This window comes from Streptomyces sp. 71268 (assembly GCF_029392895.1).
Taxonomy (GTDB): domain Bacteria; phylum Actinomycetota; class Actinomycetes; order Streptomycetales; family Streptomycetaceae; genus Streptomyces.
This window is the reverse complement of the sequence record NZ_CP114200.1, coordinates 4,133,850-4,154,027: the sequence shown is the minus strand read 5'-3', so window position 1 is coordinate 4,154,027 and position 20,178 is coordinate 4,133,850. Positions and strand designations below refer to the sequence as shown.

The 20,178-nt window shown below is 71.2% G+C and carries 14 protein-coding genes, 2 tRNA genes and 1 pseudogene; 11 read left to right on the top strand and 6 right to left on the bottom strand.

Annotation, left to right across the window (positions count from 1 at the left end):
- Positions 1–176 precede the first annotated feature (176 nt).
- The 6 genes from gyrB (at position 177) to OYE22_RS15950 (ending at position 7,967) form a co-directional block, all read left to right on the top strand.
- Positions 177–2,237 (top strand): DNA topoisomerase (ATP-hydrolyzing) subunit B, encoded by a 2,061-nt coding sequence (gene gyrB / locus OYE22_RS15975; protein ID WP_277324157.1) that lies wholly within the window; start codon positions 177–179, stop codon positions 2,235–2,237.
- 64 nt (positions 2,238–2,301) lie between these two features.
- Positions 2,302–4,911: a DNA gyrase subunit A gene (gene gyrA, locus OYE22_RS15970; RefSeq protein ID WP_277321038.1), complete on the top strand. Its 2,610-nt coding sequence runs from the start codon at positions 2,302–2,304 to the stop codon at positions 4,909–4,911.
- Between the two features lie 135 nt (positions 4,912–5,046).
- A complete protein-coding gene (locus OYE22_RS15965) occupies positions 5,047–5,640 on the top strand; it encodes a DUF3566 domain-containing protein (protein ID WP_277321037.1) in 594 nt (197 codons plus the stop codon).
- A gap of 367 nt (positions 5,641–6,007) precedes the next feature.
- A tRNA-Ile gene (locus OYE22_RS15960) sits at positions 6,008–6,081 on the top strand.
- Between the two features lie 157 nt (positions 6,082–6,238).
- Positions 6,239–6,373 (top strand): DLW-39 family protein, encoded by a 135-nt coding sequence (locus tag OYE22_RS15955; RefSeq protein ID WP_208809277.1) that lies wholly within the window; start codon positions 6,239–6,241, stop codon positions 6,371–6,373.
- Positions 6,374–6,593: 220 nt separating this feature from the next.
- Entirely contained in the window at positions 6,594–7,967 is a 1,374-nt protein-coding gene (locus OYE22_RS15950) for a hypothetical protein (RefSeq protein ID WP_277321036.1), read from the top strand.
- Between the two features lie 1,903 nt (positions 7,968–9,870).
- Here the strand turns inward: OYE22_RS15950 and OYE22_RS15945 are convergent.
- A pseudogene (locus tag OYE22_RS15945) lies at positions 9,871–10,746 on the bottom strand (serine/threonine-protein kinase); the annotation flags it as partial.
- A 74-nt stretch (positions 10,747–10,820) separates the two neighbouring features.
- A complete protein-coding gene (locus OYE22_RS15940) occupies positions 10,821–11,369 on the bottom strand; it encodes a DNA-binding protein (RefSeq protein ID WP_176162927.1) in 549 nt (182 codons plus the stop codon).
- A gap of 113 nt (positions 11,370–11,482) precedes the next feature.
- Here OYE22_RS15940 and OYE22_RS15935 point away from each other — a divergent pair.
- Positions 11,483–11,555: transfer RNA gene (locus OYE22_RS15935), tRNA-Ala, on the top strand.
- A gap of 276 nt (positions 11,556–11,831) precedes the next feature.
- Here the strand turns inward: OYE22_RS15935 and OYE22_RS15930 are convergent.
- From OYE22_RS15930 to OYE22_RS15920, 3 genes are all read right to left on the bottom strand, one after another.
- Complete coding sequence (locus OYE22_RS15930) at positions 11,832–12,380, bottom strand: Uma2 family endonuclease (protein ID WP_277324156.1); 549 nt, start codon at positions 12,378–12,380, stop codon at positions 11,832–11,834.
- 226 nt (positions 12,381–12,606) lie between these two features.
- Positions 12,607–13,701 (bottom strand): HAMP domain-containing sensor histidine kinase, encoded by a 1,095-nt coding sequence (locus OYE22_RS15925; protein WP_277321035.1) that lies wholly within the window; start codon positions 13,699–13,701, stop codon positions 12,607–12,609.
- Positions 13,694–14,389, bottom strand: coding sequence for a response regulator transcription factor (locus OYE22_RS15920; protein WP_277321034.1), 696 nt, complete (start codon positions 14,387–14,389; stop codon positions 13,694–13,696). The genes OYE22_RS15925 and OYE22_RS15920 overlap by 8 nt, the downstream gene beginning before the upstream one ends.
- Before the next feature lie 287 nt (positions 14,390–14,676).
- On the opposite strand from OYE22_RS15920, the gene OYE22_RS15915 reads away from it, so the two are divergent.
- Positions 14,677–15,789: a peptidoglycan bridge formation glycyltransferase FemA/FemB family protein gene (locus OYE22_RS15915; RefSeq protein WP_277321033.1), complete on the top strand. Its 1,113-nt coding sequence runs from the start codon at positions 14,677–14,679 to the stop codon at positions 15,787–15,789.
- 184 nt (positions 15,790–15,973) lie between these two features.
- On the opposite strand, the gene murF is transcribed toward OYE22_RS15915, so the two are convergent.
- Positions 15,974–17,317, bottom strand: coding sequence for a UDP-N-acetylmuramoyl-tripeptide--D-alanyl-D-alanine ligase (gene murF, locus OYE22_RS15910; RefSeq protein WP_277321032.1), 1,344 nt, complete (start codon positions 17,315–17,317; stop codon positions 15,974–15,976).
- Positions 17,318–17,489: 172 nt separating this feature from the next.
- On the opposite strand from murF, the gene OYE22_RS15905 reads away from it, so the two are divergent.
- The 3 genes from OYE22_RS15905 to vanX are packed head-to-tail and all read left to right on the top strand — an operon-like array spanning position 17,490 to position 20,105.
- Positions 17,490–18,467, top strand: coding sequence for a D-isomer specific 2-hydroxyacid dehydrogenase family protein (locus tag OYE22_RS15905; protein WP_277321031.1), 978 nt, complete (start codon positions 17,490–17,492; stop codon positions 18,465–18,467).
- Positions 18,460–19,500, top strand: coding sequence for a D-alanine--(R)-lactate ligase (vanA, locus tag OYE22_RS15900; RefSeq protein ID WP_277321030.1), 1,041 nt, complete (start codon positions 18,460–18,462; stop codon positions 19,498–19,500). The genes OYE22_RS15905 and vanA overlap by 8 nt, the downstream gene beginning before the upstream one ends.
- The gene (gene vanX, locus OYE22_RS15895; protein WP_277321029.1) at positions 19,497–20,105 is read left to right on the top strand and encodes a D-Ala-D-Ala dipeptidase VanX; all 609 of its coding nucleotides are present in this window, start codon (positions 19,497–19,499) and stop codon (positions 20,103–20,105) included. Before vanA ends, vanX begins: the two co-directional genes overlap by 4 nt.
- Positions 20,106–20,178: the final 73 nt, after the last annotated feature.

Here is a 20,178-nt window from a genome sequence, read left to right as displayed (position 1 = left end):
GTAGGAAGGCGCCGGTTCAGGGCGGCAGTCGCCGACTCAGGCACCCGCAAGCCCCAATTCTGTCGGCGGTTACCGGTAGACTGGAGTACACCGTCGCCGCTTGCGCACACGGTGGCTCACCGTGCGTGCGGGGCATTCGAAAGACAAGGCCGGTCCTCCGTACCAGGGGTTCGGCTCTGCTGTGCCAGAAAGGGCGCTTCGTGGCCGATTCCGGCAACCCCAACGAGAAGATCACCGCTTCCCCGACCGAGGCGAACACCGCCGCGGTGGGTACGGACGTCAACGGGGCACCTCCTCCCTCGTACGACGCCAGCGCGATCACGGTCCTGGAGGGCCTGGACGCGGTCCGTAAGCGACCCGGCATGTACATCGGGTCGACCGGTGAGCGCGGTCTGCACCACCTGGTCCAAGAGGTGGTGGACAACTGCGTTGACGAGGCGCTGGCCGGACACGCCGACCGGATCGACGTGACGATCCTGGCCGACGGTGGCGTGCGCGTCATCGACAACGGGCGCGGCATCCCCGTCGACATGCACCCGGTGGAGAAGAAGCCGGCCGTCGAGGTCGTGCTGACCGTGCTGCACGCGGGCGGCAAGTTCGGCGGTGGCGGCTACGCCGTCTCCGGTGGTCTGCACGGCGTGGGCGTCTCGGTCGTCAACGCGCTGTCCACGAAGCTGGCCGTGGACGTGAAGCGGGATGGTTTCCGCTGGACACAGGATTACAAGCAGGGCGTACCGACGGCCCCGCTCGCCAAGAACGAAGCGGTGACGGAGACCGGCACGACGGTGACGTTCTGGGCCGACCCGGACGTCTTCGAAACGACGGAGTACTCGTTCGAGACGCTCGCCCGCCGGTTCCAGGAGATGGCGTTCCTCAACAAGGGACTGACCATCTCCCTCGTGGACGAGCGCGAGGCGCACGTGGACGAGGAGGGCAAGCCGCTCTCGGCGACGTACTACTACGAGGGCGGCATCGTCGACTTCGTGAAGTACCTGAACTCGCGCAAGGGCGAGCTGGTGCACCCCACGGTGATCGACATCGAGGCCGAGGACAAGGAGCGGCTGCTCTCCCTCGAGGTCGCGATGCAGTGGAACACCCAGTACACCGAGGGTGTCTACAGCTTCGCCAACACGATCCACACCCACGAGGGCGGCACCCACGAGGAGGGCTTCCGCGCGGCGTTGACGTACTTGATCAACAAGTACGCGCGGGAGAAGAAGCTGCTGCGGGAGAAGGACGACAACCTCACCGGCGAGGACATCCGCGAGGGCCTGACCGCGATCATCTCGGTCAAGCTGGGCGAGCCGCAGTTCGAGGGCCAGACCAAGACGAAGCTGGGCAACACCGAGGCCAAGACCTTCGTCCAGAAGATCGTCAACGAGCACCTGGCGGACTGGCTCGACCGCAACCCCAACGAGGCCGCGGACATCATCCGCAAGTCGATCCAGGCGGCCACCGCCCGGGTCGCGGCCCGCAAGGCGCGCGATCTGACCCGCCGCAAGGGTCTGCTCGAGACGGCGTCGCTGCCGGGCAAGCTCAGCGACTGCCAGTCCAACGACCCGACGAAGTGCGAGATCTTCATCGTCGAGGGTGACTCCGCCGGTGGCTCGGCCAAGTCCGGCCGCAACCCGCAGTACCAGGCGATCCTGCCCATCCGCGGCAAGATCCTCAACGTCGAGAAGGCGCGGATCGACAAGATCCTCCAGAACACCGAGGTGCAGGCGCTGATCTCGGCGTTCGGCACCGGGGTGCACGAGGACTTCGACATCGAGAAGCTCCGCTACCACAAGATCATCTTGATGGCGGACGCCGACGTCGACGGTCAGCACATCAACACCCTGCTGCTCACCTTCCTCTTCCGCTTCATGCGACCGCTGGTGGAAGCCGGGCACGTCTTCCTGTCCCGCCCCCCGCTCTACAAGATCAAGTGGGGTCGGGACGACTTCGAGTACGCGTACTCCGACCGCGAGCGCGACGCGCTGATCGCGGCCGGGCGCGAGCAGGGCAAGCGCATCCGGGACGACTCCGTGCAGCGCTTCAAGGGCCTTGGCGAGATGAACGCCGAGGAGCTGCGTGTGACGACGATGGACGTCGACCACCGCGTACTCGGCCAGGTCACGCTGGACGACGCGGCCCAGGCCGACGACCTGTTCTCGGTGCTGATGGGCGAGGACGTCGAGGCCCGCCGCTCGTTCATCCAGCGAAACGCCAAGGACGTCCGCTTCCTCGACATCTGAGTCGGCCCCTCCCCGGCCGCGCAGCCGGGCTCCCCGCCGCCGCCTGAAAGGATCTTGACCAGCAATGGCCGACGAGAACCCCCCCACCACCGAGAATCCCGAGCTGACCCCGCAGGCCGAGGGCGCCGGGATGCGCGTCGAGCCGGTCGGGCTCGAAACCGAGATGCAGCGCTCGTACCTCGACTACGCGATGAGCGTGATCGTCTCGCGCGCGCTGCCCGACGTGCGGGACGGCCTCAAGCCGGTGCACCGGCGCGTGCTGTACGCGATGTACGACGGCGGGTACCGGCCCGAGAAGGGCTTCTACAAGTGCGCCCGCGTCGTCGGCGACGTCATGGGTACGTACCACCCGCACGGTGACGCCTCGATCTACGACGCGCTGGTGCGGCTCGCGCAGCACTGGTCGATGCGGCTGCCGCTGGTGGACTCCAACGGCAACTTCGGCTCGCCCGGCAACGACCCGGCCGCCGCCATGCGGTACACCGAGTGCAAGATGGCCCCGCTGGCCATGGAGATGCTCCGGGACATCGACGAGGAGACCGTCGACTTCCAGGACAACTACGACGGCCGTAACCAGGAGCCGACGGTCCTGCCGGCGCGGCTCCCGAACCTGCTGGTCAACGGCTCGGCCGGGATCGCGGTCGGCATGGCGACCAACATCCCGCCGCACAACCTGCGCGAGGTCGCCGAGGGCGCCCAGTGGTGCCTGGCCAACCCGGAGGCGTCCGCCGAGGAGCTGCTGGACGCGCTCATCGAGCGGATCAAGGGGCCCGACTTCCCGACCGGCGCCCTGGTGGTGGGCCGCAAGGGCATCGAGGAGGCGTACCGCACCGGGCGCGGTTCGATCACGATGCGCGCGGTGGTCGAGGTCGAGGAGATCCAGAACCGCCAGTGCCTGGTCGTCACCGAGCTGCCGTACCAGGTCAACCCGGACAACCTGGCCCAGAAGATCGCCGACCTGGTGAAGGACGGCAAGATCGGCGGCATCGCCGACGTGCGGGACGAGACGTCCTCGCGCACCGGCCAGCGGCTGGTCATCGTGCTCAAGCGGGACGCGGTCGCCAAGGTCGTCCTCAACAACCTGTACAAGCACACCGACCTGCAGACCAACTTCGGCGCCAACATGCTGGCCCTGGTCGACGGCGTGCCGCGCACCCTGTCGCTGGACGCCTTCATCCGGCACTGGGTCGCCCACCAGGTCGAGGTCATCGTCCGGCGCACCCGCTACCGGCTGCGCAAGGCCGAGGAGCGGGCGCACATCCTGCGCGGTCTGCTCAAGGCGCTGGACGCGATCGACGAGGTCATCGCGCTGATCCGGCGCAGCGACACCGTCGACATCGCGCGTGAGGGCCTGATGGGGCTGCTCACCATCGACGAGATCCAGGCCAACGCGATCCTGGAGATGCAGCTCCGCCGGCTGGCCGCGCTGGAGCGGCAGAAGATCGTCGCCGAGCACGACGAGCTCCAGGCCAAGATCGACGAGTACAACGCGATCCTGGCCTCGCCCGAGCGGCAGCGGCAGATCATCAGCGAGGAACTGACCGCGCTGGTGGAGAAGTTCGGCGACGACCGGCGCAGCAAGCTGGTGCCCTTCGACGGCGACATGTCCATCGAGGACCTGATCGCCGAGGAGGACATCGTCGTCACGATCACCCGTGGCGGCTACGTCAAGCGCACCAAGACCGAGGACTACCGCTCGCAGAAGCGCGGCGGCAAGGGCGTGCGGGGCACGAAGCTCAAGCAGGACGACATCGTCTCCCACTTCTTCGTCTCCACCACCCACCACTGGCTGCTGTTCTTCACCAACAAGGGCCGGGTCTACCGGGCCAAGGCGTACGAGCTGCCCGACGCCGGGCGCGAGGCGCGCGGTCAGCACGTCGCCAACCTGCTGGCCTTCCAGCCGGACGAGCAGATCGCCCGCATCCTGGCCATCCGGGACTACGAGGCGGCGCCGTACCTGGTCCTGGCCACCAAGGCCGGCCTGGTGAAGAAGACGGTGCTCAAGGACTACGACTCGCCGCGTTCCGGCGGCGTCATCGCCATCAACCTGCGGGAGACCGAGGAGGGCGGCGAGGACGAGCTGATCGGCGCCGAACTCGTCTCCGCCGAGGACGACCTGCTGCTGGTGAGCCGCAAGGCGCAGTCCATCCGGTTCACCGCGACGGACGAGGCGCTGCGCCCGATGGGGCGCGCCACCTCGGGCGTGAAGGGCATGAGCTTCCGCGAGGGTGACGAGCTGCTCTCGATGAATGTCGTCCGGGCCGGTACGTTCGTCTTCACCGCCACCGACGGCGGGTACGCCAAGCGGACGGATGTGGATGAGTACCGCGTGCAGGGGCGTGGTGGCCTCGGTATCAAGGCCGCCAAGATCGTGGAGGATCGCGGTTCGCTCGTCGGCGCGCTGGTCGTCGAGGAGAGTGACGAGATCCTGGCGATCACCCTCAGCGGCGGTGTGATCCGTACGCGGGTCAACGAGGTCAGGGAGACGGGCCGTGACACCATGGGCGTTCAACTGATCAATCTGGGCAAGCGGGATGCCGTGGTGGGCATCGCGCGCAACGCCGAAGCGGGACGCGAGGCCGAAGAGGTCGAGGACCTGGTCGAAGCGACCGGCGAGGCGGGCCCGGAATCAGCCGAGGGCGAGGCGCCCCCGGCCGGGAGCGATGAGGAGTAAGTCGTGACTGGAGCCACGGGCGCCGGGGGAACCGAGGGCCAGCGGCCCGTGGGACCCGCGACCGCGTCGAGCGGCGGCGCCCGTGGCTCGGCTGCTGACTCCCGCAGGGGAGCGGCTGACTCCCAGAGGGGAACCGTGACGGACACCCGAGGTGCCAAGCAGGGCTACGAGTCGTTCTCGGCGAGCCCACTGCCCAATGAGCGGCCGGCTACGCAGCAGTCCCAGCCCTACCACCCGCCGCACGCCTACGCGCCCCCCGCGGGCGCGCAGGGCGCCGCGCCGGAGGGTGGGCAGGGGTCGGCGCCCCAGCAGGCGGTGCGCCGACCGCGTACGCCCGCGGGCGCGCGTACCGTGCCGCGCACCCGCAAGGCGCGACTGCGGGTGGCGAAGGTCGATCCCTGGTCCGTGATGAAGGTGAGTTTCCTGCTCTCCATCGCGCTGGGGATCTGCACGATCATCGCGGCCTCCGTGCTGTGGATGACGATGGACGCGATGGGCGTCTTCTCCACCGTGGGCGGCACGATCAGTGACGCCACGGAATCCAACGAGGGTGGCGGCTTTGACCTGGAATCCTTCCTGTCGTTGCCTCGCGTGCTGGTCTTCACGTCGGTCATCGCGGTCATCGACGTGGTCCTGGCGACCGCCCTGGCCACGCTGGGGGCGTTCATCTACAACCTGTCGGCGGGCTTCGTCGGCGGCGTTGAGCTGACGTTGGCGGAGGACGAGTAGGACGGCGGCGCGGTAGCGCCACACCCTTACGGCGTCGCGGCCCGGACTCGGGCGGCGGCGCCGTTCGGGTGTGGGGGCGCGGTTCGGGTGCGTGGATGCCGGTCGGGTGTGTGGGGGCCGGTGGCGCGGGGTGCGCGTGGTCCGGGGCCGGTGGGCTGGCGGCCGGTCGGGTTGCTTGTCGGCCCGGTCGGAGCGGGGTTCGCGTGGGGCACGGCCCGGTCGGGGCGGGGTTCGCGCGGGGTGGGACGGGCGTGGCGAGCGGGCGGGAATTCCGTGGGGAGCCGGGGCCGCGGGCGGGCGCCGGGGGCCCCGGCGGATACCGATTTTGGGACAGGGCTGGTGGTGCGCTAATCTTTCGGTGCAGCGCGGGGCTATAGCTCAGACGGTTAGAGCGCTTCCCTGATAAGGAAGAGGCCACAGGTTCAAGTCCTGTTAGCCCCACCGATGCGAACGGCCCGGATGGCGAATAGCCAGCCGGGCCGATTCTTTTGTCCACCCACTGAGTTGGGCCAGGGCCTAGGTCACTGATCGGTATCGGTTGGTGTGTATAGTCGAGCGCCAGAAGGTCTCCTACGTCAAGGAAAGACGAGGTCGCGCGGTGAAGAAGCTTCTCCTGGTCGCACTGGCCGCAATCGGCGGGCTCCTCGTGTACCGCCAGATCCAGGCGGATCGCGCCGAGCAGGATCTGTGGACGGAGGCGACCGACTCCGTGCCCTCAGGTTCGGGTGTGTGAGTCGCACTAGTCGTTATTGCGGGGCCTTGATCGCGTGGCGCGGTCGGGGTCCCGTAGTGCGTCGTGGGCGCGCGGGACGTCGCGGATGAGCCGGGCGTCGCGGGCGCGCGGCTGGCGGGCCGGCGCGTGACGTCCACCCCTTGAGTTCACGTAAGCAAAGAATTAGCTTGCACGAGCAAAACGTGGTGCCGGGAACCGCTACGCCAAGGAGTGACGCCCGATGGACGACCGCCGCCGCAGGCACCCCTCCCGCCTGGTCGCCCTGGCGGCCCTGTGCGCGGCGGGCGCGGTCGGCGGGCTGATACCCGGCCCCGCACACGCCGTCCCGGGCGCCGACGCACCCACCTACCGCACCGCGGGCACGCCCATCCGTGGCAGCCTGACCAGCGACGACGCCCCGTCGTTGGCGGTGGGCGGGCCGCGTGTCGACAGCATCGGCGCGGGCGAGAGCCGGTTCTACGCGGTCGACCTCGACGATCGGTCCACCGCCTACGTGTCGGCCGTCGCCGTGCCGCCCCCGGGCGCGCACATCGACGCGTACCGGGACGAGATACGCCTGACGCTGTCCCGGCTGGACGGCGGGCGGTGTGACACCGCGATCGCCGGGGCCGACGCGGACGACGTGGCCCACCCGTTCGGCACCGCCGTGGTGCGCCAGCCCGGTACGGGCACGGCGGCGCGGTGCGGCGCTGCGGGCCGGCACCTGGTCAAGGTCGAGCGGCCCGACTCGACGGCCGGCCGCGACGAGCGGTGGACGCTGGAGCTGCGCTCCATGCGCGAGCCGGGGATCGAGGGTGAGCCGAGCGGGCAGCCGGCGCAGGACAGCGAGAGCGCCGACGCGCCCCTCCCGCGCTCCGGCAGCCCCCGACAGCGCGCGGGCGGCACCGGGTTCAACGACGCCACCCCGCTCTCCCCGGGCGCCTGGCGGGACACCGTCGCGCCCGGCCAGACCCGCTTCTTCAAGGTCCCCGTCGACTGGGGGCAACAGCTCCTGACCAGCGTCGAAGTCCCGGCCCCCGAGGGCTCGTCGGGCAAGCCGACGGGCAGCGCGGGCTTCCTGCGGGACGCGCTCGGCACGGCCGTCTACAACCCGGCGCGCGCCCTGCTCGCGACCAACCACTTCGTGCCGTACAAGGGCAACCCGAGCACCTCCCGGATCGGCACCGCGCCGCTGGCCTACGTCAACCGCACGGAGCGCTCCCGGGCGGCCGTGCGGGCCGCGAGCGTCGCCGGCTGGTACTACGTCGCCGTCACCGTGAGCCCGCGGATGAAGCGCTACTTCGAGGACGGCGTACCGGTCACCGTGCGCGTTCACCTGAAGGGCGACGCCGAGCCGGGCCCCCGCTACGACGGCAGCGCCACGGCCGGCGGCTTCGGCATCGGCGCGGACCAGGGGCGGATCGGCCAACCGGGGCCGGGCTCCGCCGACGCGGCCGACGACGACCGGCTGCGGGCCGTCGCGTACGGCGGGTTCGGGCTCGGCACGGCGCTGCTGGCCGGCCTGGGCGTGTGGAAACTGAGCGCGCGCCGGCGCACCGCCGTCCCCTTGGCGGGCGCGGGCCCGCACGGCGGGGGCGACAACTCCGCACGGTAGATCGGGGGTTGTGGACGGCGTCGCGCGCCGTCGTGGTCGGGCCGGGCTAGCTGGCCAGCAGCGCCCAGGTGCCGACGGCGAAGCAGAGGGCCGCGGCGACCAGGATGGCGAGCGTCACGGCGCGCGAGGGGCCCGGGGGGCGCGGGGCCGCGTGCGTGGCCGCCGGCGGCGCCACGGCGTGCGTTGCTGGGGTCGTCGCGCTCGCCTGGCCTGGCAGGCCGGGCTGGCCGGGTAGGTCGAACGCGTCGCCCGCCGAGCCGGGAGCTACCGGGCCAGAGGGCGCGACGGGCTGCGCGGTCGGGCCGGCCCGCGCCGGTAGTGGCGTGGTCGCGGTCGGGTCCGGGGGTGGGGCGGTGACCGGCGTGCCCGGGGCGGCGGCCGGCCTGACGACCGCGGTCGAGTCCGTGTCGGCGTGCGCCGCCCTGATGGCCGACGAGGGGTACGCCGGGGGCGGCGTCGGCGTGTGCGGGCCGTGCGGCGGGGGCGGCGAGCCCTGCGGGTACGCCGTCGCGTGCCCGGCGCCCTGCGGGCCGGGCGACCGCACGGCGGGGTACGGGAGGGTCGGCGGCGTGGGCGTCGGCGTCGGAGCGGTGTGCGGGCCCGGCGGGTAGCCGTACGTGAGCTGGTACGGCGGCTGTTGGGCCGCCGGGAGGTGCGAGGCGGCCTGCGCGGGAGGGCCGCCCGACGCGGCGGGCGGTCGCGTGCCGGCGTACGCGCCCGGCGCGTCCGCTGGTGGCGTGGCGGCGTACGGGGGTGCGAGCGGGGTGGGGGTCGGCGTGGGCTCCGAGGACAGCGGGGGCAGCGCCGTGGGCGCCAGCGGAGTGGGGGTCGGCGTGGCGTCGGGCGGCCAGGGCGGCGTCGGGTGCGGCGGCGCGGGCGGTGTCGGGCCGGCGTGGGTGGCCGCCGGCGGCAGCGGGGCGTGCGACGGCGTGCTGGGGGTGGTGTTCCGCGGCCCGGGCGTGGGGTCGGCCGTGGCTTGCGCCTGGTCGAGGCCGAGGGCGGGCCCGCGCCCGGGGCCGGGGACGGGGTCGGCTGGTCCGGACGGCGCCGGTGGCTCCGGTGCGGGCTGCGGCGGGGCGAGTGGGAAGCTGCCGGTCTGCGACATGGCGGACTCGACCCCGGTGGCCGTCGGCGGCCCCGGCAGGGAGCCGGTGTCCACGTCGGGCCCGTCGGCCGCGCGGTCCCGCCCGGCGCCGTTCGCCTGGCCCTGGCCCTGGCCCTGGCCCTGAGACTGCCCCTGCCCGGGGTGCGCGGGTTCGCGCGGCGTGCTGACTGGTGGGGCGTCGCGGCGTGGGCCGGGCGCGGAGGGGGTCGCGGGGCCCTGCCAGGAGCCCTGCGGCAGCCCGAACCAGGAGTCGGTCGTCGTGTGCGTGCCCGTGGGCTCCGCGCCGGTGGCGTACGGGCCGGACGGGTACGGGCCCGGGGCGTGCGCGCCCGGCGCGGTGGACGGGGTGCGGTCAGCGCCGGGCTCCACCGGCGCGCGCCCGGCCCGCGCACCGGCGCCCTCAACGGACCGGCCCCCTGCCCGGCCGCCCGCAGTCGAGCCCAACTCGCCGTCCCCGGTGGGCTCGTCGTCCCGGGGCTCGTTCGTCGCCGAAGCGCTCGCGGGGGCCCCGCCCACCGGGCTCCCGGCCGCCGCGGAATCGCTCGCCACGGGCCCGTTCACCACGGGCTCATCCGCCATAGGCCCGGCGCCCGGCGCCGGCCCGCCCCGCCGCTCCGTGCCCGGGTAGCTGCCGGCCGGGTAGGGGCCCGTCGCGTAGGGCCCGGTGGCGTAGGTCTCGGTCGCGTCGGGCTGCGCCGGACGGTCGTACGCCCCGTACGCGTCGTACGCCTCCGCCAGCGCGTGCGGGTCCGTGTGCTGGACGAGGCGGGCCGCGCGCGGGATCGGGGTCGGGGCGGTCGGGCCGTCGGGGCCGAAGCCCGGCGGTAGGGGGCCGAGGTGGTCGAAGACCTCGACGGCCTCGTCGTCGAAGTCGGGCTCCGGCAGCAACTCCATCGCGGAAAGGAGCGCTTTGCGGGCGCCGTTCGCGGTACGGAAACGGGCCTCGGGGTCGGGCAACAGGAGGTTCGCTATCACCTGCCACAGCGGTTCCGGAATACCGTCGGGCGCATTCGGCACACCGTGTTCCGTAAATCGCTCAATGAGCGCTTCCGCGTCCGGCTTGCGCCCGCTGAGGAGATACAACGCCACCAGCCCGACCGTGAACAGGTCGGCCGGAAAGTCCGGCTCGGCACCGAGAATCTGCTCGGGTGCGAAATAACCGGGCGTGCCCACCACGAAGTTGGTATCCGTGAGCCGGGGTTCACCCTTGGTCATGGCGATTCCGAAATCCGAGAGCCGCACGTGGGGGCGGCCCGTTCCGGTGGCTTCCAGGAGCACGTTGGCGGGCTTGATGTCCCGGTGGATCACGCCTTCCTTGTGCACCGCCTCGACGCCGGAGAGCAACTGGTCGAGCAGCGTGCAGACGTAGGAGGGCGGCAGCGGCCCGTAGTCGCCGATCAGGTGCGCCAGCGAGCCGCCGCGCACCAGGTCCATGGTGAACAGCACCTTGTCGTCGTCCGCGGCCCAGCTCGCCGGGGCCAGCACGTGCGGATGGTCGATCCGCAGCGCCTGCTCCCGTACGAACCTCAACAACGTGTGGGCGTCGCTCTGTTGGAGCACCTTGGCGGCGACGTAACGCGCTCTGCGATGGTCCCAGGAGCGCCAGACCGCGCCCACCCCGCCGCGGCCGATCGGATCGACCAGCTCGTACCGACCAGCGAAGATCTCACCCATCGCGCCCCGACCGTCCACTCGCCCATCGACTCGACCCGGCCCGACTCAGTGCCACTGGCCGGCCGGCGCGGACCTCAACCCTGGTGTGACTCGTAGTGGGCCACCGCGTCCGCGGTGCGGCCCGCGCCGTACACGCGGAGAAACTCTGCCAGTTCGGGGTGGGTGGGGGTGAGGGAGTCGGCGGCATCGATGATGTCCCCGGCGGCGGCCACCGACCGCAGCAGCGACTGGATCTCGCGCACCACACGGCGCACGGTGGGAGCGCCACTGCTGGCCGTGGTCTGCGAGGTGTTGTTCAGTACGGACCCGCCGGCCGACTTCTTGACCTCCTCCATCCGCTCGGCGGCCTCGGCCGCGCTGACCCGCCCGTCCGCGACCTGGCTGGACAGCTCCTGTAGCGCCTGCACCCGCTGCACCACGGCCGGGTTGCCGATCTTCGCCCGCTGGCCGCTCATGAGCTGCGACAACATCGGCGCCGAGAGCCCGAGCACCGAGGCGAGGCGGGCCTGGTTCAGCCCGAGATCGTCGATCAGACGGCGGAAGAGAGCGCCCAGCGGTTCCCCGTACCAATTGCGTTGCAGGTCTCGTGCGCGGGCGGTGGCGTCCTGCTGTGCTGCGTCCATCTCGCTCTCCCCTTCGCTGCCGCGAATCTTGCGTGGCATCCTACGGAGAGCGGTACGTACGAGCGATACCCGGTCGGGAAAGCTATCGGGTAACGGGTATCCTGATCCGCGAAGGGGCCTTAGCTCAGTTGGTAGAGCGCCGTCTTTGCATGGCGGATGTCAGGAGTTCGACTCTCCTAGGCTCCACTTCTTGAAACCTCCCTGACCTGCGGAAACGCGGTAAGGGAGGTCTTTTTTTCGGGTGTTTTCCGCGAGGTGGTCGTAGCGCGGTGGGCTCCCTCGCGATGACGCCGTCGCGATATCGGCGGGCGGGGCCGTGGCGGGGCTTCGGCGGGCGTTTGTGGAGACCTTGTGAGAACCGCTGGCGGCGCCTGGGAAACGACCTACTGGTTGGTTGTTTCCGAAGCTGGTGAACGCCGCCGTACCGGCCGCCGCCCCCGGCACCGGACCTGGCCGGCTCTGTCAGGGCACGAGGTCGGTGAGGCCGATGTCGAGGTCGAACGGCACGGTCGTCCTCAGGCGGTTTCGGTGGATGCCGGTGGGCACGTAGGCGTGGGTCATGAGGTCGAGTTCGTAGGTGTGGACGGCGGGGGCGCCGGCTTCGTCCTCGACGCGCCAGAAGTGGGCGATCCCGGCCTGGGCGTACTTGAAGGGCTTGAGGGAGCGGTCGCGGTCAGCCGACTCCTCCGAGACCACCTCGATGACGAGAGCGACGTCGGCGGGTGCGTACCAGGTGCGGTCGGGGCGGTATGCGGCGGTGGTCGCCAGGATGTCGGGTTCGGGGCGGCTCTTGTTGTCGAGACGGACGGTCATCTCCCGCTCGACCTCGTACCCGGCGGGGGCTGCCTGGCGCAGGGCGAACGTCATGTTCTCCACCAGTCGGGAGTGCCAGGACCGCTGTGGCGACATCATGAAGATGAGGGCTCCGTCGATCAGCTCGGTGTGCCGCGGTGCTTGCGGAAGGTGGTCCAGGTCGTCGGCCTCCCAGCCACTGGGCCGGGGAGGGATCATCCAGTCGGGGAGTCCGGCGGTCACGGCTTCCTCCAAGCGCTGCGTATGAAGCGATCACGGGGCTGGTCGCGAAGGTACGGGCCAGGTACCTGGTCTCAGCGTAGTTGTCGCCCCTTCCCGGCGGGCGGAACCCGGCGCTCTCAGGCCCCCGGAGCAAGCGCGCCTGCGACGACCTGACGCGGCCGTGCGGAGCCCGGCGGCGTGGGCCGTCGCCTCCCCCGCCCCCTCACCCGCCGCCCGACGTGGGTGTCGCCGGGAACTCCACCCTCACCCGTAGTCCGCCGGCGGGGCGGGGGGTGAGGGTGAGGGTGCCGTCGTGGGCCTGGGTGATGGTCTTGGCGATGGCCAGGCCCAGGCCGACGCCCGCCTGGTCGGTGTGGATGCGGTCGGTGCCGCGTCGGAAGGGCTCGGCGAGGGTGGCGACCAGTTGCGGGGCGAGCTGCTCGCCGGTGTTCTCGACGGTGAGCGCAACGGAGCGGGGACCGACCTCGGTGTGCACCCACACGCTGCCGTCGGTGGGCAGGTTGTGCACGATGGCGTTCTGCACGAGGTTGGTGACCAACTGGAGCAGGAGGGCGGGCGATCCGGCCGTGGGGGCGATGTCGCCGTGGGTCTCCAGGGTGACGCCGTGCTTCTCCGCGAGCGGGAGCAGCGTCTCGGTGGCCTCCTCCGCGGTGAGGGAGAGGTCGACGGGTTCCCGGGCGAAGGACCGTTGGCCCGCGCGGCTGAGGACGAGGAGCGCCTCGGTGAGGTCGATGGCCCGGGTGTTGACGGTGTGCAGGCGGTCGACGAGCGCGCCGGTGTCGTGGTGGGGGTCGGCGCGGGCGACGTCGATGAGGGTCTTCGAGATCGCCAGCGGGGTGCGCAGCTCGTGCGAGGCGTTGGCGGCGAACCTCCGCTGTTCCTCGACGTGCGCTTCGAGCTGCGCGAGCATCGTGTCGAAGGCGTCGGCGAGTTCGCGGAACTCGTCCTCGCGGCCCGGGAGGCAGATCCGGTGGGAGAGCGATCCGGCGGCGGCCGTACGGGTGGCGCGGGTGATGCGGTCCAGGGGGGCGAGCATGCGTCCGGCGAGCATCCATCCTCCCAGCAGGCCGAAGACCAGGAGGGCCACCATGACCAGGGCGGCCGTCGGGACGAAACCCCGCACGAAGAGGAGGCCCGGGGTCTCTCGTACCGCTCCCGACTCGTTGGTCTGTAGCCACCCCTCCCGGAGCATGTACACGCCCACCGCGACGAGCGACAGGACGCCCGCGACCATCAGGAACCCGGCGTAGCTGAGGGTGAGTTTGAGGCGGACGCTCAGGCCGGGACGCCTATCCACGACCGCCACCCGCGGACCCGCTGCCGGCGGTCGGGACGATGCGGTATCCGACGCCCGGGACGGTGGAGATGATCCCGGGTTCACCGAGGCGTTTGCGCAGCGCGGAGACGGTGATGCGCACCGCGTTGGTGAACGGGTCGGCGTTCTCGTCCCACGCCCGCTCCAAGAGTTCCTCGGCGCTGACCACACCGCCTTCGGCGGCGACGAGTACTTCGAGCACCGCGAACTGCTTGCGGGTGAGGGCGACGTAGCGGTCGTCGCGGTAGACCTCGCGGCGGAAGGGGTCCAGGCGCAGGCCCGCGATCTCTCGTACGGGCGGCCTGGAGTGGGCCCGCCTGCGGTCGAGCGCCCTGAGCCGGAGCACCAACTCCTGGAGCTCGAACGGCTTGGTGAGGTAGTCGTCGGCGCCGAGTCCGAACCCGGAGGCCTTGTCGTCGAGGCGGTCGGCGGCGGTGAGCATCAGGATCGGCATCCCGCTGCCGGAGGCGACGATGCGCCGGGCGACCTCGTCGCCGGAGGGCCCCGGGATGTCGCGGTCGAGGACGGCGATGTCGTAGCTGTTGATACCGAGCAGTTCCAGCGCGGTGTCGCCGTCGCCCGCGATGTCCGCGGCGATGGCTTCCAGGCGCAGGCCATCGCGGATGGCCTCTGCCATGTAGGGCTCGTCCTCGACGACCAGAACACGCATGTTCCTCAGGTTAGGAGCCGGCGCCTATCGTCGGCGTATCGAAAACCCGATACGCGCCGACAACGCGACGCTGCCTTGACTGGGCGCATGGCGTACAGCGAACCAGCACGAACAGCAGCGGCCGGGCCCCCGGCCGGCCCCTCGGCCGAGTCCCCGGCGCGGGCCTCGGCCTGGTCCCCGGCGCGGGCCTCGGTCCACCTGGCAGTCCAGTCCCCGGTCCAGCCCTCGATCCGGTCCGCGATCCGGTCCTCGGCGTCCTCGTCCTCCGTGGCCGGTGGGAGGCGGGCGTGCGGCTGACCGTCGGGCGGATCCTCGCCACCGAGCACTTCGCGTTCGTGCGGACCCAGCGATCGGTCAGCTTCCTGCAGACCCCGGCCTGGGGGCGCGTGAAGACCGAGTGGCGCAGCGAGTCCCTCGGCTGGTTCGACGGCGGGCGGCTGGTCGGCACGGCGCTCGTGCTGCACCGCCCGGTGCCGCGACTCGACCGCTACACGCTGGCCTACCTGCCCGAGGGCCCGGTCATCGACTGGAGCGGCGACCTCGCCCCGTGGCTCGACCCGCTGGCGCGGTACCTGAGGGCCCGCGGCGCGTTCGCGATCCGGCTCGGCCCGCCGGTGCGCACGGACACCTGGGGTGCCACCCAGGTGAAGGAGGGCATCGCCGACCCGGGCACCCGGCACCTCACCGACCTGCCCAGCCAGTACGTCGACCCGGTCGGCACCGGCGTGACCAGCGGGCTCCGGGAGGCCGGCTGGCGGCCGCAGGACCCGCGGGACGGGTTCGGGGTCGGGCATCCGCAGTTCCGGTACGAGATCCCGCTGGCCGGCAAGAGCGCGGACGAGGTGCTCCGGGGCATGAACCAGCAGTGGCGCCGCAACATCAAGAAGGCGGCCAAGGAGGGGGTCGAGGTCACGGTCGGCGCGGACCTGAGGGCTTTCCACGACCTCTACGTCCACACCGCGGAGCGCGACCGCTTCACGCCCCGGCCGTTGCGATACTTCGAGACCATGTTCGCGGCGCTGAACGCCGAGGACCCCGAGCGGATCAGGCTCTACCTGGCCCACCACCAGGGCGACCTGGTCGCCGCCAGCATCCTGGTCCGCGTGGGCGGCCACGCGTGGTACTCCTACGGCGCCTCCTCCACCGCCAAGCGCGAGGTGCGCGGTTCCAACGCCTGTCAGTGGGCGATGATCCGCGACTCGCTGGCGGCCGGCTGCGACGTCTACGACCTGCGCGGCATCACCCCCACCCTGGACGCCGACGACCCGCACGTGGGCCTGATCCAGTTCAAGGTCGGCACCGGCGGTCAGGCGGTGCGGTACGTCGGCGAGTGGGACCTGCCACTGCGGCCCGCGGTCTACCGGGCCTTCGACTTCTACATGCGGCGGCGCGGACGCTGAGCCCGTACCGTTTCCCGTTTCTCGCTTCCCGTTTCTCGCCTGCCGCATTTCGCCTTCCGCTTCTCGCTACGGCGCGCCGCGTCGGCCCGACCGGTACGGGGGTGTCGGTGCGGAGGCCCGGGCCGACGCGGCCCGGCCCCGGCCCGGGCCCGGCCGCCGGTGTCCGCGCCGGCCGGTCGCGTGGTCAGGCGAGCGCGGCGGCGACCAGGTCGAGGCGGGCGCCGCGCGACGCCTTGACGAGGACGACGTCGCCGGCGGCGAGCTGGCCGCGCAGCCAGCGGACGGTCGCGTCGTTGTCGGCCAGTGGCACCGCCCGTTCGCCCGCGCCGTCGGCGACCGGCCGGGCGGCTTCGCCGACGGCGACCACGATGTCGGCCCGGGTGGCGGCGTACGCGCCGATGGCGTGGTGCTCGGCCTCGCTGGCGTCGCCGAGTTCGAGCATCTCGCCGAGTACGGCGATGCGGCGCTTGCCCTCGATCGCCGCCAGCGCGTCCAGGCCGGCGCGGGTCGAGTCGGGGTTGGCGTTGTAGGAGTCGTTGAGCAGTCTCGCGCCGCCGGCGAGGTCGCGCAGTTCCATCCGCCACCGCGACAGCGAGGCGGTGGCGAGCGCCGTCGCGGCCATGGTGAGCGGGACACCGGCGGCCAGCGCCGCCGCCGTGGCGGCCGCCGCGTTGAGCGCCTGGTGGGCGCCGGGGACCGACAGCGTGACGGGGGCGGAGGTGGCGGAGGTCCGCAGCGTGAACGTGGGCCGGCCGAGGTGGTCGAGGGTCGGGTCGAGGGCCCGTACGGTGGCGTGGGCGGTCCGCCCGAAGGTCAGCACCGGCCCTTCGGTGAGCGAGCGCATGGCGAGCACCCGGGGGTCGTCGGCGTTGAGTACGGCTATGCCACCGGGCGCCAGCCCCCGCACCAGTTCGCCCTTGGTCCGCGCGATGGCCGCGCGCGACCCGAACTCGCCGATGTGGGCCTGGCCGACGTTGAGGACGACGGCGATGTCGGGCGCGACCAGGGCGGTGAGTTCGGCGATGTCGCCGACGTTGCGGGCGCCCATCTCCAGGACCAGGAACCGGGTGGTCTCGTCGGCGCGCAGCATGGTCAGCGGCACCCCGAGCCCGTTGTTGAGCGTGCCGATCGTGGCGGTCGTCGGGCCGGCGCCGGCGAGGACGGCGGCCAACAGGTCCTTGGTGCCGGTCTTGCCCTGGGACCCGGTCAGCGCGAGCACGGTCAGGCCGTCGCGCAGCCGGCCCACGACGTGGACGGCGAGCGCCTGGAGCGCGGCCCGCGCGTCCTCCACGACGACGGTGGGCAGCGACGTGGCTCGGGAGCCGAGCACCGCCACCGCGCCGGCCCGGGCGGCCTGTTCCGCGTAGTCGTGGCCGTCGACGTGGTCGCCGGCGAACGCGACGAAGAGGCCGCCCGGCTGGGCCTGTCGGCCGTCGAGCACGGCCGGCGCGGTCACGGTCACGGAGCGCTCGCCCGCGACCGTCCCGCCGACGATCTCGGCGATCGCGCCGAGGCTGAGCGGGATCATGACCGCACGGCGCGCGGGCCGCGGCGCGGGGTCAGTCCGGTGGGGCACCCGCCGGAGCGGATGGTGGCTGTTTCGTTGAACGGCATGCCGCCAGTCAAGGCGGTCGGGCGTATCGCCGGCATATCGAAAAGCCCATACGTTCCGGCAACGCCACCCCGCGTTGACTGGGCGCATGACCAACAGCGAACCGGTCCACATCGCGATTTTCGGATGCGGCCCAGACGAGGCCGCTCTGTTCCGAGAACTGGCCCCTCGTTTCGGTGTGGCGACGACCATAACCGAAGCGCCGGTGACCGAGGCCAACAGCGAACTGGCGAAAGGCGGCCGCTGCGTCAGCGTCGGCCACAAGGCACCCGTGTCCCGGGCCACGTTGCGGGCGCTCGGCCAGGCCGGCGTGGCGTACATCTCCACGCGGAGTATCGGCTACAACCACATCGACGTGGAATACGCGGCCGGCCTCGGCATCTCGGTCGGAAACGTCAGCTATTCGCCGGACAGCGTGGCCGACTACACGCTGATGCTGATGTTGATGGCGGTACGGGACGCGAAATCCGTTATCCGTCGGACGGACGCGCACGATTACCGGGCGAGCGAAACGCGCGGGCGCGAGCTGCGCGACCTCACCGTCGGAGTGATCGGAACGGGCCGCATCGGCGCGGCGGTCGTGGACCGGTTGCGGGGTTTCGGCTGCCGAGTCCTGGCCCACGACAACCACCCGCGGACCGACGCCCGTTACGTACCGCTCGACGAACTGCTGGAGCGGAGCGACGTGGTCTCGCTGCACACACCGCTCACCGCGCAGACGCACCATCTGCTGAACCCGCGGCGCATGGCGCGGATGAAACGCGGCGCGCTGATCGTCAACACGGGACGCGGTTCCCTCATCGATACCGAAGCCCTACTGGAAGCTCTGGAGAACGGCGAGTTGGGCGGCGCGGCGCTGGACGTCCTCGAAGGGGAGGAGGGCGTTTTCTACGCCGACTGCCGAGACAAGCCCATCGCGAGCAAGGCACTGGTGCGCCTGCAGGAGCTGCCGAACGCGCTCATCAGCCCGCACATCGCGTACTACACCGACCACGCGTTGCGCGACACCGTCGAGAACTCCCTCACCAACTGTCTGCAATTCGAAAGCGAGAACCGGCATGGCTAGGTTGAAGGTCGGAATTCTGTTCGGGGGGCGTTCCGAGGAGCACCCGATCTCCGTCAAGTCCGCGCGCGAGGTCGCCCGAAGCCTCGATGTCGAGAAGTACGAACCGTTCTACGTCGGGATCACGGAGAGCGGCGCGTGGCGGCTCTGTGACGGGCCCGGCGCGGACTGGGAGCGCGACACCTGCCGCCCGGTCGTCCTGGCATCGGACAGCGGTGTGCACGGACTGCTCGTCCTTGAGCAGGGGCGGTACGAAACGATCAGGCTGGACGTCGTGTTGCCCGTACTGCACGGCACGCTCGGCGAGGACGGCGCGATACAGGGCCTGCTGGAACTGTCCGGCATCCCCTACGTCGGCTGCGACGTCCCGAGTTCCGCGCTGTGCATGGACAAGTCCCTCACCTATCTCGTCGCCGCGAGCGCCGGAATCGCCACGCCGAGGTTCTGGACGGTCGCCGCGCACGAGGAATTCGACGCCACCCGGCTCAGTTACCCGGTCTTCGTGAAGCCCGCCCGCTCGGGGTCGTCTTTCGGCGTCACCAAGGTGACCGAGGAGGCGGAACTGCGGAGTGCGGTGGAGATCGCGCGGCGGTATGACGCGAAGGTGCTGATCGAGGAGGCCGTCGTCGGCAGCGAGATCGGATGCGCCCTTCTGGGGAACGGGCCGGACGTGGTCACGGGTGAGGTGGACCGCATCGCCCTCTCGCACGGCTTTTTCCGCATCCACCAGGAGGACGCGCCGGAGACCGGTTCCGACAACTCGAAGGCGATCGTGCCCGCCGACATTCCGGAAGAGGCACGAGAACTCGCCCAGGAGACGGCCAAGGCCGTATACCGCGCCCTTGGCTGCGGCGGACTGGCGCGAGTGGACATGTTCCTCAAGGAGGACGGTCAGGTGGTCCTCAACGAGGTCAACACCTTTCCCGGGCTGACCTCGTACAGTCGCTATCCGCGCATGATGGCGGCGGCCGGCCTCTCGATGTCCGAGGTGATCGACCGGACGGTGTCGCTGGCCTTGGCGGGAGAAAGCCGATGATGGACGGCTTCGTCTTCGTGGACGAACTCATACCCGGAATACGCTGGGACGCCAAGTACGCCACCTGGGACAACTTCACCGGAAAACCGGTGGACGGATACCTGACCAACCGCATCGTCGGTACGAGGGCCCTGTGCGCGGCCCTGGAACGTGCTCAGGAGAAGGCCAACTCCCTCGGCTTCGGTCTGGTGCTCTGGGACGGTTACCGACCGCAGCGCGCCGTCGACTGCTTTCTGCGCTGGTCGCGGCAGCCGGAGGACGGCCGGACGAAATCGCGGCACTACCCGAACATCGAACGGGCCGAGATGTTCGAGAAGGGGTACGTGGCCACCAAGTCGGGTCACAGCCGAGGCAGCACCGTCGATCTCACGCTGTACGACCTGACCTCCGGCGAGCTTGCCTCCATGGGGGGCGGCCACGACCTGATGGATTCCCGCTCCCACCACGGCGCGGCGGGAATCACGCGAACCGAAGCGCGAAACCGGGAGCACCTGCGTTCCGTCATGGAGGCTTGCGGATTCGCCGCGTACGCGTGCGAGTGGTGGCATTACACGCTGCGGGAAGAGCCCTATCCCGACACGTATTTCGACTTCCCCGTCGAGTAGACGGTTCGGGGCGTGGAACCGGCACCCGTGGCCGGGCCCGCCCGGGTACTCCGTAGCACCCGTAAATGAGCAG